Annotated in this window: 13 protein-coding genes and 1 other RNA gene; 8 read left to right on the top strand and 6 right to left on the bottom strand. The window is 33.8% G+C overall.

The window, feature by feature from the left end:
• Nucleotides 1-28: 28 nt before the first annotated feature.
• Both hutI and FLAVO9AF_RS03785 read right to left on the bottom strand, forming a co-directional pair.
• Complete coding sequence (gene hutI, locus FLAVO9AF_RS03780; RefSeq protein WP_159684516.1) at nt 29-1,267, bottom strand: imidazolonepropionase; 1,239 nt, start codon at nt 1,265-1,267, stop codon at nt 29-31.
• A gap of 88 nt (nt 1,268-1,355) precedes the next feature.
• A complete protein-coding gene (locus FLAVO9AF_RS03785; protein ID WP_159684519.1) occupies nt 1,356-2,405 on the bottom strand; it encodes a glutaminyl-peptide cyclotransferase in 1,050 nt (349 codons plus the stop codon).
• An 88-nt stretch (nt 2,406-2,493) separates the two neighbouring features.
• Between FLAVO9AF_RS03785 and ffs the strand changes: the two genes are divergently transcribed.
• The 5 genes from ffs to FLAVO9AF_RS03810 all read left to right on the top strand — a co-directional run bounded on the left by ffs (nt 2,494) and on the right by FLAVO9AF_RS03810 (nt 6,753).
• Nucleotides 2,494-2,591: signal recognition particle sRNA small type (ffs, locus tag FLAVO9AF_RS03790), an RNA gene on the top strand.
• Nucleotides 2,592-2,710: 119 nt separating this feature from the next.
• Complete coding sequence (locus FLAVO9AF_RS03795) at nt 2,711-3,514, top strand: SDR family oxidoreductase (protein ID WP_159684522.1); 804 nt, start codon at nt 2,711-2,713, stop codon at nt 3,512-3,514.
• 42 nt (nt 3,515-3,556) lie between these two features.
• Entirely contained in the window at nt 3,557-4,213 is a 657-nt protein-coding gene (gene fsa, locus FLAVO9AF_RS03800; protein ID WP_159684525.1) for a fructose-6-phosphate aldolase, read from the top strand.
• Nucleotides 4,214-4,441: 228 nt separating this feature from the next.
• Nucleotides 4,442-5,257 carry a M48 family metallopeptidase gene (locus tag FLAVO9AF_RS03805; protein ID WP_159684528.1) on the top strand — a complete coding sequence of 272 codons (816 nt, stop codon included), beginning with the start codon at nt 4,442-4,444 and terminating at the stop codon, nt 5,255-5,257.
• 134 nt (nt 5,258-5,391) lie between these two features.
• Complete coding sequence (locus tag FLAVO9AF_RS03810; protein WP_159684531.1) at nt 5,392-6,753, top strand: MFS transporter; 1,362 nt, start codon at nt 5,392-5,394, stop codon at nt 6,751-6,753.
• Here FLAVO9AF_RS03810 and FLAVO9AF_RS03815 read toward each other — a convergent pair.
• From FLAVO9AF_RS03815 to FLAVO9AF_RS03830, 4 genes are read right to left on the bottom strand one after another with little or no spacing between them, the layout of a single operon-like run.
• Entirely contained in the window at nt 6,750-7,484 is a 735-nt protein-coding gene (locus tag FLAVO9AF_RS03815; RefSeq protein WP_159684534.1) for a head GIN domain-containing protein, read from the bottom strand. The genes FLAVO9AF_RS03810 and FLAVO9AF_RS03815 overlap by 4 nt on opposite strands.
• 19 nt (nt 7,485-7,503) lie before the next feature.
• Complete coding sequence (locus tag FLAVO9AF_RS03820; protein WP_236552269.1) at nt 7,504-8,568, bottom strand: hypothetical protein; 1,065 nt, start codon at nt 8,566-8,568, stop codon at nt 7,504-7,506.
• Entirely contained in the window at nt 8,549-9,094 is a 546-nt protein-coding gene (locus FLAVO9AF_RS03825) for an anti-sigma factor (protein ID WP_159684540.1), read from the bottom strand. Before FLAVO9AF_RS03825 ends, FLAVO9AF_RS03820 begins: the two co-directional genes overlap by 20 nt.
• Nucleotides 9,091-9,645 carry an RNA polymerase sigma factor gene (locus tag FLAVO9AF_RS03830; protein ID WP_159684543.1) on the bottom strand — a complete coding sequence of 185 codons (555 nt, stop codon included), beginning with the start codon at nt 9,643-9,645 and terminating at the stop codon, nt 9,091-9,093. The genes FLAVO9AF_RS03825 and FLAVO9AF_RS03830 overlap by 4 nt, the downstream gene beginning before the upstream one ends.
• A 454-nt stretch (nt 9,646-10,099) precedes the next feature.
• Between FLAVO9AF_RS03830 and lon the strand changes: the two genes are divergently transcribed.
• From lon to cmk, 3 genes are all read left to right on the top strand, one after another.
• Nucleotides 10,100-12,553 carry an endopeptidase La gene (lon, locus tag FLAVO9AF_RS03835; protein WP_159684546.1) on the top strand — a complete coding sequence of 818 codons (2,454 nt, stop codon included), beginning with the start codon at nt 10,100-10,102 and terminating at the stop codon, nt 12,551-12,553.
• Nucleotides 12,554-12,696: 143 nt separating this feature from the next.
• Nucleotides 12,697-13,722, top strand: a complete 1,026-nt coding sequence (gene porQ / locus FLAVO9AF_RS03840; protein ID WP_159684549.1) for a type IX secretion system protein PorQ — start codon at nt 12,697-12,699, stop codon at nt 13,720-13,722.
• A gap of 75 nt (nt 13,723-13,797) precedes the next feature.
• Nucleotides 13,798-14,493: a (d)CMP kinase gene (gene cmk / locus FLAVO9AF_RS03845; RefSeq protein WP_159684554.1), complete on the top strand. Its 696-nt coding sequence runs from the start codon at nt 13,798-13,800 to the stop codon at nt 14,491-14,493.
• The last annotated feature ends 5 nt before the right edge of the window (nt 14,494-14,498 follow it).

Genomic DNA, 14,498 nt, shown 5'->3' on the forward strand with positions numbered 1-14,498 from the left:
AAAGGAGGAATGTAAATTCCTCCTTTTTTTATTGGTAAAGCTTGCCATTCAATAGTACACTTTCTATGAGATTACTTCCAAAAGCATAGGGTATTTGATAATAGGAAGGGATAGGTTTTGTGATGATAAGATTGGCTTTTTTTCCTATAGTAATACTTCCATGAGTAGAACTGATTCCCATAGCGTAAGCGCCGTTGAGCGTAGCAGCATTTATAGCTTCTTCAGGAGTCATTTTCATTTTGATACAAGCTGTTGCGACAACAAAGTTCATATTCCCAGACGGCGTAGAGCCAGGGTTAAAATCTGTGGCTAGAGCTAGCGGAAGCCCTGCTTTTATCATTTCACGTGCAGGAGTGTAAGGAATACTCAGGAAATAAGAGCAAGACGGTAAAGCAACTGGCATTGTTACGGTTCCTTTTAGTACTTCTATATCTTCGGGTTTCATTACCTCAAGATGGTCAACAGAAAGCGCTTTATTTTGAACTCCAACTTGAATTCCACCAATAGAATTGAACTGGTTGACATGGATTTTTGGTTGCAATCCATATTGAATTCCAGCCGCAATAATTTTTTCGGTTTGTGCTACCGTAAAATAGCCGTTCTCACAAAAAACATCTATAAAATCAGCTAAATTTTCGTTAGCGATTTCAGGAAGCATCTCATTAATAATTAAATCAATATAGGCTTCTTTATTGTCTTTGAATAGGCTAGGGAAGGCGTGTGCTCCTAAAAAAGTAGCTTTAATTGCAATAGGGTAGTTGCTGGCCAATTTTTTTATAACACGCAACATTTTTAGCTCACCTTCTACGGTTAATCCGTATCCCGATTTTATTTCTACGGCACCAGTTCCCAATTGTATTACTTCTTTAAGTCTTTCTTCTGATTGGTGATACAATTCTTCTTCGGAGGTTTCGTTTAATTTTTGAGCTGAATTTAATATACCACCACCACGATTTGCGATTTCTTCATAAGTCAAACCGTTGATTCTGTCTACAAATTCTTGTTCCCGATTTCCAGCATAAACAATATGTGTATGGCTATCACACCAAGTAGGGAGTACAATTTTACCACTGGCATCAATTGTTTTATAGGCCTTTAAATTAGGGAGGTTTTCCATTGAACCAAAATCAGCAATCAAATCATTATGGATAACTAAATACGCATTTTTGATGGTTGGTAAAATAGCCATTTCTGCTCCAGAAACTTTTAAAATATCAGAGTTTCGTACTTGCAAAAGTTCTTTTATGTTGGTGATTAATGTAGTCATAATATGATGTGTGTAAACACAAATTTCACAAATAATCATGAATAGATTCATGAAATCTGTGAAACTTGTGTGTTTGTTTTAAAAAAAATTATTCAGAGACTTTAATCTCAAACATTTTATCCCAGTTTTTACCTGTAACAAAGATGGTTTTGGTTTTTGGGTTGTATGCTATACCATTTAACGCTTCTGCTGTAGGGCTTTTTAATTCTTTTCTTAATTTTGATAAATCCAAAACTCCTTCAACTGCTCCGTTTGCTGGATTGAAAACTGCAATGGCATCTTTTAACCAAACATTAGTATATATTTTGCCATTTATATATTCGAGTTCATTGATACTTTTTATTTTAGAAGTACCAGAATATACATTGATATTTGTTTCTAACTTTTGAGTTGAAGGGTTTAAAGTCCATACTTTTTCAGTACCATCAGTATGAAATATGTTTTTTCCATCATTGGTCATTCCCCATCCTTCAATTTCTTTATCATAGGTGAATTTTTTTTCTAGTTTGAAAGTATTAACATTATAAATAAAACCAGTTTTCTCTTGCCAAGTTAGTTGGTAAATTTTATTATTCAAAATTGTGATACCTTCACCAAAATAAGCTGGGTCTAAATCAATTTGCTTGAATATTTTTCCAGTTTTATAGTCATATTTTCTGATATAAGAGGAACCTTTTTGACCAGTACTTTCATACAGTGTATCTTTATAGAACTCTAATCCTTCGGTGAAAGATTTTACATCATGAGGAAATGTATTGACGATGGTGTATTTTAATAATTTTGGTTGCACATCAGAAACCAATTCTATTCTAGCGGTTGCTTCAGAACTATCTCCTCCAAAATAAACCAAGGCTTTAATGTTTTGGTAGCCTAATTTTTGATTGTTGAATGGAAAATCAAGACCTGCATTTCCTTTACTAGTGGAGATTTTGACATCATTAATGTAATATACAATACTGTCAATTGTTTTAGAATTTGGATTCAAAACACCAACTTTTAAGACATCTTTTGTTGTGTAAAAAGGTTTAAAAGTAGAATTATCAATAGTAAAAATAGAATTTTCACCATTTTTTGTGTTACCACAGTTGGTTAAAATAATTCCTAATAAAATGATATAAAGGAGGTTGAGTTTTTTCATTTCTAATTTTTTTAATTAAGCCAATATACAACGATATTTTTAAGAGTCAAAGCTCTTGCAAAAATATAAAAAGATTGTATATTTGCACCGGCAAGTCCTACACGACCAGCTCCTGCAGACTCCCCCAGGGTGGGAACGCAGCAAGGGTAAGCGGTTGAGCGGTGCGATGTAGGTCGCTTGCCTTTTTTTATTTCTTTTTATCAAATGTAGTCTTCCTCTTGGAAGATTTTTTTATTTTTACCCAAAGCGGTTTTAACTTTAAAATGATTTTACCAAGTATATTGGTAAATAATAAACATAAAATAATGAGTAAAGTTGTATTGATAACAGGCGGGTCTTCGGGTATTGGTAAATCAATTGGTATTTATTTACAACAAAAAGGTTTTGTTGTTTACGGTACAAGTAGAAATCCTGCTTTGAATAAGGATTCTGTTTTTCCTTTAATCAAACTTGATGTTAGAGATGTAGCATCAATTAAAGAAGCTGTGGATTATATTATTACTACTTCTGGAAAAATAGATGTAGTAATTAACAATGCAGGGGTTGGTATTACAGGGCCTTTAGAAGAGATTCCATCAGAAGAAATAAAAAATAATTTCGAAACCAATTTATTCGGTCCCATCGAAGTTATGAAGGCAGTTCTACCACAAATGCGTCTTCAAAAATCAGGATTAATTATCAATGTAACTTCTATTGCTGGGTATATGGGGTTGCCTTATCGAAGTGTGTATTCCGCTTCTAAAGGTGCTTTGGAACTCATTACAGAAGCGCTACGTATGGAAGTACAATCTTTTGGTATAACAATTACAAACATTGCACCTGGTGATTTTGCAACAAATATTGCAGCAGGAAGATATCACGCTCCTATTATTAAAGGTTCTGATTATGAAGTGGTTTATGGTAATATACTTCAAGCTATGAATGAACATGTGGATAGTGGAAGCAACCCTCTCGAAATGGCAGAAGCAGTTTACAAAATTATCGAAACTCCTTCACCAAAAATACATTATAAAGTTGGGGCTTTTATGCAAAAGTTTTCTATTGTTTTAAAGCGAATACTTCCTGATAAAGTCTATGAAAAAATGCTTATGAATCATTATAAATTGTAATTTTGCAAGCAATTTAAACACACAATTAAATATAAATCAATTATGAAATTTTTTATTGACACAGCTAATTTAAGTCAAATTAAAGAAGCTCAAGCATTAGGAGTTTTGGATGGAGTAACTACCAATCCATCTTTAATGGCGAAAGAGGGAATTACTGGGAAAAACAACATCTTAAAGCATTACGTAGATATTTGCAATCTAGTTGAAGGCGATGTTAGTGCTGAAGTAAATGCCTTGGATTATGATGGAATGATTAAAGAAGGTGAAGAATTAGCTGAATTGCACGAGCAAATTGTCGTAAAATTACCAATGACCAAAGAAGGTGTAATGGCAGCAAAATACTTTTCTGATAAAGGTATCAAAACAAATGTTACTCTTGTTTTCTCTGTTGGGCAAGCAATTTTGGCTGCAAAAGCTGGAGCTACTTATGTTTCTCCTTTCGTTGGTCGCTTAGATGATGTTTCTACTGATGGATTGAATTTGATTGAAGAAATTCGTTTGGTTTATGATAACTACGGATACGAAACTCAAATTTTGGCTGCTTCAGTTCGTCATACTATGCATATTGTGAACTGTGCTAAAATTGGTGCTGATGTTATGACTGGTCCACTTTCTGCTATTTACGGTTTATTAAAACACCCTTTGACTGATATTGGATTAGCGCAATTTGTTGCTGATTTTGAAAAAGGAAATAAATAAAAATTGATTTATTTTATCAATATTTGATAATAATTTGAATCAATTTTAGTTACAAAAAAGTCTCATTTCATTCTTGGAATGAGACTTTTTGGCTTACTATAATTTGATAGTCTAAATTTGTATTATACTTTATGCTTAAGTTTAAGTTTTAGAAAAAAAATAATAACTTAAGCCTTAAATAAAAAGGAAATAGAAATTGATGTATTTACTTAATTTAAAAAATGATATATGAGAAATTGTTTCGGTTTTATTACGTTTTTAAGTATGATGTTTTTTTTATCGTGCGCTACTAATCCAATGACTGGAAAAAAAACTTTGAATCTTGTTTCCAATAGCGAGTTGTTTCCAGCTTCATTTCAGCAATACGGTCAATTCTTGAAAGAAAATAAAGTAATCCAAGGTACCGCAGATGCCAAAAGGGTTGAAAATATTGGTATCAAAATAAAAGAAGCTGCTGAGAAATATTTAACCTCTATTGGTCAGAATCAATATTTAAATGATTATCGTTGGGAATATAAGTTGGTAGATAGTAAGGATGTAAATGCATGGTGCTTACCTGGCGGAAAGATTGTTGTTTACACAGGTATTTTGCCTGTAACAAAAGACGATGCTGGATTAGCTACCGTTATGGCTCATGAAGTTTCTCATGCATTAGCCAATCATGGTGCACAACGTATGAGTGCTGCTAAGTTGCAAGGTGTTGGAGCTGTTGGATTAGCGGTTTTAACTGGAGGTCAATCGGCAGAAAGTCAGTATATGTGGCAACAATTATACGGAGTTGGTTCTCAAGTAGGAGTAATGCTTCCCTTTAGCCGAGGACATGAGAGTGAGGCTGATAAAATTGGTTTGACTTTAATGGCAATAGCGGGTTATAATCCACAAGAAGCAATTGCTTTTTGGAAACGAATGGCAGCACAATCTGGTGGAAAATCACAACCAGAGTTTATGAGTACTCACCCTTCAGATGCGACGAGAGTTGCTAACTTACAAAATCTTGTACCAGAAGCAAAAGCCATTGCAGCTAAATTCGGAAAGGTATATTAAATTGAATATTTAGGAATAGATTAAAAAGCCAAGTTTCAGCTTGGTTTTTTTTTTGACTATAATTTAAAGCGGTTTTATTTTCTTAATTGAAGAAAAAAGATATTTTTACATTACTTAAAAACAATCAAAAACATATGGCAAACTTACCTAAAGGAGATAAAAAATTACTGAATGCTTGGGCTTTCTATGATTGGGCAAATTCGGTATATACTTTAACCATTGCATCGGCTGTTTTTCCAATATTTTATGAGGCTTTGTTTACCGATAAGAGTCACTATATTGACGTTTTTGGAATGCATTTAAAAAACTCAGCTTTGATAAGTTTTATTACGGCTTTAGCTTTTTTGGTAGTGGCTTTTATGTCTCCTTTGTTATCTGGAATTGCAGATTATGTGGGGAATAAAAAAAGCTTTATGAAGTTTTTTTGCTACCTAGGAGCTTTGTCTTGTATGGGATTGTATTGGTTTGATTTAGATTCAATTTACAGTGGGTTATTATTTTATTTTCTTGGATTACTAGGGTATTGGGGAAGTTTGGTTTTTTATAATTCCTATTTACCAGATATTGCTTTTACTGAACAACAAGATGCGATTAGTGCTAAAGGTTACTCTTTAGGATACATAGGTAGTGTGATTTTATTGATTATCAATTTGGCAATGATTATGAAGCCAAAATTATTTGGAATCACAGGGACTGATGGTGAAGCTGCAATGAAAGCAATGCGCTACTCGTTTGTGATGGTTGGAGTTTGGTGGATTTTATTCAGTCAGTATACTTACTATTTTTTGCCTAAAGGAAATAAAAAAACTGGAGAAGCTATAAATAAAGATATTATTTTCAATGGATTCAAAGAGCTAAAAAAAGTATGGCTTATTCTGAGTGAAAATTTGCCGTTGAAACGTTATTTGTATGGATTTTTCGTTTCAAGTATGGCGGTGCAAACAGTAATGTTGGTCGCTACTTATTTTGGTGCTCAAGAAATCGAATGGAAAACGAAGGAAGACAGCACTACAGGATTGATTATATGCATTCTGTTAATTCAATTGGTTGCAGTTCTTGGTGCTTATTTGACATCAAAAGCTTCTGAAAAATTCGGAAATATCAAGACCTTGATTGTGATTAACAGTTTCTGGCTATTACTTTGTATTGGTGCTTTTATAATTACTTCTCCTGACCAATTCTATATTATGGCTGCTTTTGTAGGCTTAGTAATGGGAGGAATTCAGGCCTTATCACGTTCAACTTATTCAAAATATTTACCAGAAACTACCGATACCGCTTCCTTTTTTAGTTTTTATGATGTGGCTGAAAAAGTAGGTATCGTAATCGGAATGTGCGTGTATGGTATAATCGACCAAGTGACTGGAAGTCCAAGATTTGCGATTGTTTTTTTGGCTTTATTCTTTTTCATCGCGGTTCTTTTATTAAAACGTGTACCATTAAAAAAAGCGTCTTTAATAAAGACGCTTTTAGTGACTAAAAACAAAAATAATTAACCTTTAGAAATCTCACCTGAGCCATTCACTTTAGTGTCTTTTTTGGCTGGATTTCCAAAATAAACGATATCGCCTGAACCAGATACTCTTGCATAAAGGCTTTCAGAGCAACTTACTTTAGTGTCACCAGAACCTGAAATGCTGATTGAGGCTGTTTTTGATTTTAAATTGGAAGCATTAATGTCTCCTGAACCTGAAATACTGCTAGAGAAGTCATCGGCAGTTCCGCTTAAAACGATGTCTCCAGAACCGCTCAAACTCATATTGAATTTTTGAGCATCTACAGCTAGTTTTAAATCACCAGAACCAGAAAGTTTGGCGTCGAAAGCATCAGTTTTGATAACATCTTTACTAACAATATCGCCTGAACCGCTTAATACTAAACCATTAATGGATTCAAAAGGAATGGTAATATGAACTGATTTTCCTGGAGATAATTTAAAGTTGTATCCTTTCTCAGTTCCAATTTTTAAGACATTATCTACTACTTCTACATCAATATAATCCAAAATATTTTGTTCTCCTTTGATGGTGATACTACCTTCTTTTCCAGATACTAAATCCACATCAAAAAAGCCAGAAACTTTTATGGATTCATAACTTGTAGTAGTTCGGGTTTCTGTAATCACATTCCCGTTACCTTTAATTTGTTTTCCCATATTCCATTGTCCATAGGATAGGAAAGAGCTAAAAGACAGCAATAAAACACTCGCAATAGATAGACTTTTCATAAGTATTGTTTTTTTATAGTTATAGTTTTTTGGTTAATGCGACATTTCCGTATTCAGAGGTTATTACAACCGTATTCATTCCTTTTTTCTTGTAATAGCCATTAAAATTTTTGGTATAATTGGTCTCAGCTTTGTTTAATAATTCAAAATCGCTATCGTATCTGAAGTCGGCATAACGAAGGGTTACATCAAAATCGAAAGCATAATTGGGGCTAAAACCTACTTTTACTCCAGTATATCCAGCATTGATAGCAATCGAATTGGCCTTGGCTTGCACTAATCCAACATCTACACTGCTGTATTTGGTTTGTAATTTTAGCTGATTGTTCAAAGTTCCCACTTTAATGGTCAAATAGTTCCCGATTCCTTCAAGCGAATTCACTTCTTTGATTTTCACTGTTCCATACTTGCTGGTATATTTTACATCGCCTGCATCGCCAATCGTAGTGTCTGTGTAGTCAGAAATTAAATCTATTTTCGAAAGGGCATCAATACTAAGTCCTGAGTAACGACCTGTAATGTAGCCATTTTTTAAATAAGAAATGCTGGAGTTGGAGCAATATTCTATAGTGATGTTGTTTTTATTGCTATTCAATCTTCCCATAGTAATTTTTCCATATTTACAAAGGATATTTGTAGCAGCGTTCAAATCGGTGGTGGAGATGTTTCCGTATTTGTTATCAATCGTTACGCTACCATTTTTTGGAATTTTGATAACATAATTAATCTCAAAACTGTTATTTCTTCCTTTTGAGCGATAATTGTTGTTTTCGATTTGCGTTTTTGCAGTAACTAGTGATTTTAGTCCAATAATGTCAACTGTTATGTCGTTTAAGCGCTGGTTAACCCAGTTTTCGCTATCACCACTTACTTTTATTAAAATATCAAGCTCAATTTTGTCTTCATCCCAAGTTGTAACAAATACCGTCCCGTATGAATTGGTGATGTTAATACCAGCATCAGCGTTTACAATAAATGCTTTCTTAATATTTTTTTGTTTTGTGATTATTGCATCATCATTCGCAAAACCAATAATTGGTGAAAGCAGCAATACAATAATTGTTTTATAAAGTTTTTTCATCATTCCGAATATTAAGTTGTTCTGTTGTTTCTATTTGGTTTAATACATTTTGCAGAAATGAAATTCGAGTTTGCAAATTGCTAATCATCGCATAAATAATTTGCTTGTTTTCTCCATTTCTAGCAATCTCTTTAATGATTTTTTGATAATCATTATCCAAGACCTTCATTTGCTGTAGAGCATCAGCAATAATTTTTTGATTCTGAGGAGATTCTTTTTCCTTGAGTTTGTTCAGTTCATTTTTAATAAGAACATTAAAAATCGAATCCGTTTGTTTGGTTTCTTTTGAAGCAAAAGTGAGCTTGTTCGTTTTTGCCTCAGGTTTAAAAAAGAATGACAAACTAAACATTACTAACACTGTTGCCGCAATAGAAATCGTAGTGTATAAATTTCGTTTTCTATTCTTAATCGCTTTATTGCTCAATTTATCCATAAATCGATTCTCGTGATTTTTGGGTAATTCAACAACATCCCAATCTGAATCGAATTTTGCAAATAATTGCTCTAATTTTTCCTCTTCATTTCTCATATTTCGCATAATTTATTTCTTAAACTTTCTTTGGCTCTACTCAAAGTTGTTCTGCAATTCGCGTAGCTTATTTTTAGGATTTCGCTTATTTCTTCTTGGTCGTAACCTTCAATATAAAATAAAGTCAAAACCGTGCTATAGTTTGTTTTTAAAGATTGAATTGCACTCAAAATTTGTTTGACTTTAATCTCGTCAAAGTTTATTTCTTCAGTAAATTCAGCTTCTTTATCTTCAACTTTGTGTAGGTTTTTTTCAAAATCATCTGCTTTTAGCTTATTGTTTTTTTTGCAAAAATCAATGCTGTAATTAATAACGATTCGTTTTAGCCACGCGCCAAAAGCAACTTCTTTTTTATAAGAATCTATCTTAGTAAAAGCTTTCAAAAAACTCTCTTGCATCACATCTTCGGCAAAATGTTCATCTTTTACAATTCGAAAAGCGACATTATACATTGCTTTACAATACCTATTGTAGACTTCAAATTGAGCCTTTTGGTTTTGTTTTTGGCAAAGTGTTACCAATTCTTCGATATGTAATTGTTGATATGACAAGTAGCTAGTAATCGTTTTAATGAAAGACGTTCCTTTTTTTGTAGTGTTACAGTTTTTGAAAAAAAAATATATTTAAAGGTATCAAAATAAAGCTATTTAGGACGAAAAGCTTCATTTTCAATTTCGTTCTTTTCTTTTGGAGCAGAAAGATTTGGCTTTTTTGTAGACATAGTCCCGCTGTTCGTTCTATCTTTGCTTTTATAAAGAAAAAAAGCAAAGGATGCCACTACCATCGGGGCTAGCAGTTAGTATTGTTTTTCTTTTGCTGGCAAACTGTAAAATATACCTTAACCTTTTTCGTTTTAAAAGCTCTGGCACAAAGATTGTCTTTGCTAGTGTGAATAATACAACGCCAAACGGCATAAGTATTGAATTCCAGATAAATAAAAAGTATAAATCATTAACTTTGCATTGAATGACTTTTCATTTAATGACAAAATGACTTAATAACGATATGTCAAATCACAAAATACTTACAATTGACAACTTGTCACTTCAAGAATTTGATTCCGAATCAGATTTAATTCCGCTTTTAACTCCCGAGGATGAAGAGGAAATGAACAACGAACTATTGCCAGAGACATTACCAATTTTGCCTTTGCGCAACACCGTTTTGTTTCCTGGAGTAGTGATTCCAATTTCTGCAGGAAGAGATAAATCCATTAAATTAATCAATGATGCCAATGCTTCAGGAAAAGTTATTGGAGTTGTGGCTCAAATCAACGAAGCTGACGAAGACCCTTCTAAAAACGATATCAATAAAATTGGTACTGTTGCCAAAATTTTACGTGTTTTAAAAATGCCTGACGGTAATGTTACCGTAATTCTGCAAGGTAAAAAGCGTTTCGAAATCGACGAAGTTGTAGCTGAAGAACCTTATCTAACAGCTACCATAAAAGAAGTTACTGAGAAAAGACCAAGAAAAAATGACTCAGAATTTTCTGCGATTATCGATTCAATAAAAGAATTGGCAATAAAAATTATTCAAGAAAGTCCAAATATTCCAACCGAAGCCACTTTTGCTATCAAAAACATCGAAAGTCAATCGTTTTTGGTCAATTTCGTTTCTTCCAATATGAATCTTTCTGTAAAAGAAAAACAAGATTTATTAGCCATTAATGGTTTAAAGGAGCGTGCGTTAGAAACTTTGCGATTTATGAATGTTGAATTGCAAAAGTTAGAGTTGAAAAACGATATTCAATCCAAAGTTCGTTTTGACTTAGACCAACAACAAAGAGAATATTTCTTGCACCAACAGATGAAAACCATTCAAGAAGAATTGGGTGGCGTTTCTCAAGAGGAAGAAATGGACGAAATGAGTCAAAAAGCCAAAACAAAAAAATGGGACGAAAAAACGCAACAACACTTCGAAAAAGAGTTGTCCAAAATGCGTAGAATGAATCCTCAAGCTCCAGATTTTGGTATTCAAAGAAACTATTTAGAAATGTTTTTAGACCTTCCTTGGGGAGAGTTTTCAAAAGACAATTTTGATTTAAAACACGCTCAAAAAGTTTTAGACAAAGACCATTTTGGATTAGAGGAAGTAAAAAAACGAATGATAGAGCATTTGGCAGTTCTTAAACTAAGAAATGATATGAAGTCTCCAATTATTTGTTTAACAGGACCTCCGGGTGTTGGAAAAACTTCAATTGGTCGTTCGGTTGCAGAAGCTTTAGGAAGAGAATATGTTCGTATTTCGTTGGGTGGTTTGCGTGACGAAGCAGAAATTCGTGGTCACAGAAAAACCTATATTGGAGCAATGCCTGGGCGTATCATTCAAAGTTTGAAAAAAGCGGGTACATCTAATCCAGTTTTTGTTTTAGATGAAATCGATAAATTGTCAAGTAGTCATAACGGAGATCCTTCTTCGGCTTTGTTAGAGGTTTTGGATCCTGAACAAAACAATGCTTTTTATGATAATTTCCTAGAAATGGGGTATGATTTGTCTAAAGTAATGTTTATTGCTACTTCCAATAATATGTCGGTTATTCAACCCGCATTACGTGACCGTATGGAGGTGATAAAAATGTCGGGATACACAATTGAAGAAAAAGTTGAAATTGCCAAAAAGCATTTATTTGCTAAACAACTTGAGGCTCACGGTTTGACTTCTAAAGATTTGACTATTGGAAAAAAACAACTAGAAAAAATCATTGAAGGTTACACTAGAGAATCTGGAGTGCGTGGTTTGGAGAATAAAATTGCTCAAATTGTTCGAAATGCCGCGAAATCTGTTGCGATGGAGGAGGAGTACAACAAAAAAGTAACCGACGAAGACATCGTGAAAGTATTAGGTGTTCCAAGATTGGAGCGCGATAAATATGAAAGCAATGATGTAGCAGGAGTTGTTACAGGTTTGGCTTGGACTAGTGTTGGTGGTGATATTTTATTCATAGAATCATTGATTTCTCCAGGTAAAGGAAGTATGACGATTACTGGGAATTTAGGTAATGTGATGAAAGAATCGGCTACGATTGCTTTAGAATACATCAAAGCTAACGCTGAGTTGTTGGGCTTGAACCCTGAAATCATTTCTAAATACAACATTCACTTGCACGTTCCTGAAGGAGCTACACCAAAAGACGGTCCAAGTGCGGGTATTGCAATGTTGACTTCTTTGGTATCCTTGTTTACACAAAAGCGAGTGAAGAAAAACTTAGCGATGACTGGCGAAATAACTTTACGTGGTAAAGTATTGCCTGTAGGTGGAATCAAAGAAAAAATATTGGCTGCCAAAAGAGCGAATATCAAAGAAATTATTCTTTGTCACGAAAATAAAAGTGATATTGATGAAATTAAATCGGAGTATTTAGAAGGACTTACGTTTCATTATGTGAAAGAAATGAGTGAAGTTTTAGCTATCGCTATTACAAATCAAAAAGTGAAAAACGCCAAAGATTTAAAATAAAGCTAAGGTTTATTGTTATTCCAAATTCCAGCTGTTTATCAAGTTCGGAATTTGGAATTTCTTTTTTATACAGAAAAGCATTTTTTTATTGGATATAATTTTATCTTCGTTTTATCGTTCTAGTTAATCAAAAAAACACCGTCTTGAGGGTATTCAAAAAGTTTTTAGTTGTACTCATAATTTTACTTTGTTTGCCTGTTTTTGGGCAAATAGGAGGAAGGTATACCTATCAGTTTTTGAATTTAGTTACTTCTCCCCGTCAAGCTGCTTTGGGTGGAAAAACGGTAACGATTTATGACGAAGATGTCAATCAGGCGCATTTTAATCCAGCTTCGATTAATCCAAAAATGCATAATCAATTGGCGCTCAATTACGGAAGTTATTTCGGAGAAGTCAGTTATGGTACAGCGTCCTATGCGTACACTTATGATAGGCATCTACAAACTTTTCAAGCAGGAATCAATTATATCAATTATGGTAAATTTGAAGGTTATGACGAAAATGGTCAAGCAACCAACTCTTTTACCGGTAGCGAAGTAGCGGTTTCTTTGGGATACGCTTATAATATCCCTTTTACAAGTTTACATATTGGTGCCAATGCCAAACTAATCTCATCTGTTTTAGAAAACTATAATTCATTAGGTGGCGCATTGGATATAGGTGCGGTTTACATAGATGAACGCAACGATGTGAACTGGGCTTTAGTGATAAGAAATATAGGGACACAATTCACTACTTATTCAGGGGTTCGTGAAAAATTGCCTTTAGAAGTGCTACTTGGTGTTTCCCAAGAATTAGACAATGTTCCCATTCGATGGCATTTGACATTAGAAAATTTACAACAATGGAATGTTGGTTTTTCAAACCCAGTTCGAGGAGAAACGTCTATTGATGGAACCGAGACCCAGGAGAAAGTTTCTTTTGTAAATAATGCGTTGAGGCACGTTATTTTTGGAGTTGAATTGTTTCCCAAAAGAGCTTTTAACGTAAGACTTGGTTATAATTTTAGACGTGGAGAAGAATTACGTGTAGTTGATAAACGTCATTTCTCTGGGATTTCTGTTGGTTTTGGTTTGAAAATGAACCGACTAAAATTCAATTATTCCTACTCTCGATATACCTTGGCGGCAAACACAAGTTTGTTTGGTTTGACGTTGAACTTGCAATAAGAGTTTGTTAACTTTGTCCATTATTAAAAATCAGCAATTTTCTCATTGGGAAGATTGCAAAAAATCGCCTTCATTTTGAATACTAAAATCACTATCGCTATTGACGGATTCTCGTCTACAGGTAAAAGCACTTTAGCAAAACAATTAGCTAAACATTTAGGATATATTTATGTAGATACAGGAGCAATGTACCGAGCTGTTGCGTTTTTTGCTATGCAAAAAGGATTCATCACTTCATCAACTTTTGATAAATCAGCGTTGATAGCAGCGCTTCCTACTATTCAATTGTCTTTTGAATTCAATGAAACATTAGGCTTTGCTGAAATGTATTTGAACAATGAAAATGTAGAAACTCAAATCAGAACTATTGAAGTGTCTAATTATGTGAGTAAAGTGGCCGAGGTTTCAGAAGTTAGAGCGAAATTGGTTGAGCAACAGCAAGAAATGGGAAAAAACAAAGGAATCGTTATGGACGGGCGTGATATTGGAACCGTAGTTTTTCCTGAAGCGGAACTTAAAATTTTTATGACTGCAAGCGCAGCCACTCGTGCCCAAAGACGTTTTGCTGAGTTGCAACAAAAAGGAGACGAAGTAAGCTATGAAGAAGTGCTTAAAAATGTTGAAGAGCGCGATTATATTGATACACACAGGGAGGATTCACCGCTTGTAATTGCTGATGACGCAATAGAAATTGATAATTCTGAACTTAGTAAAGCAGAACAATTTACCATTGTTTTAGATTTAGTAAATGATGTGATTAAAGCCATCTAAGTTTT

It is taken from the genome of Flavobacterium sp. 9R (genome assembly GCF_902506345.1).
Lineage (GTDB): Bacteria > Bacteroidota > Bacteroidia > Flavobacteriales > Flavobacteriaceae > Flavobacterium.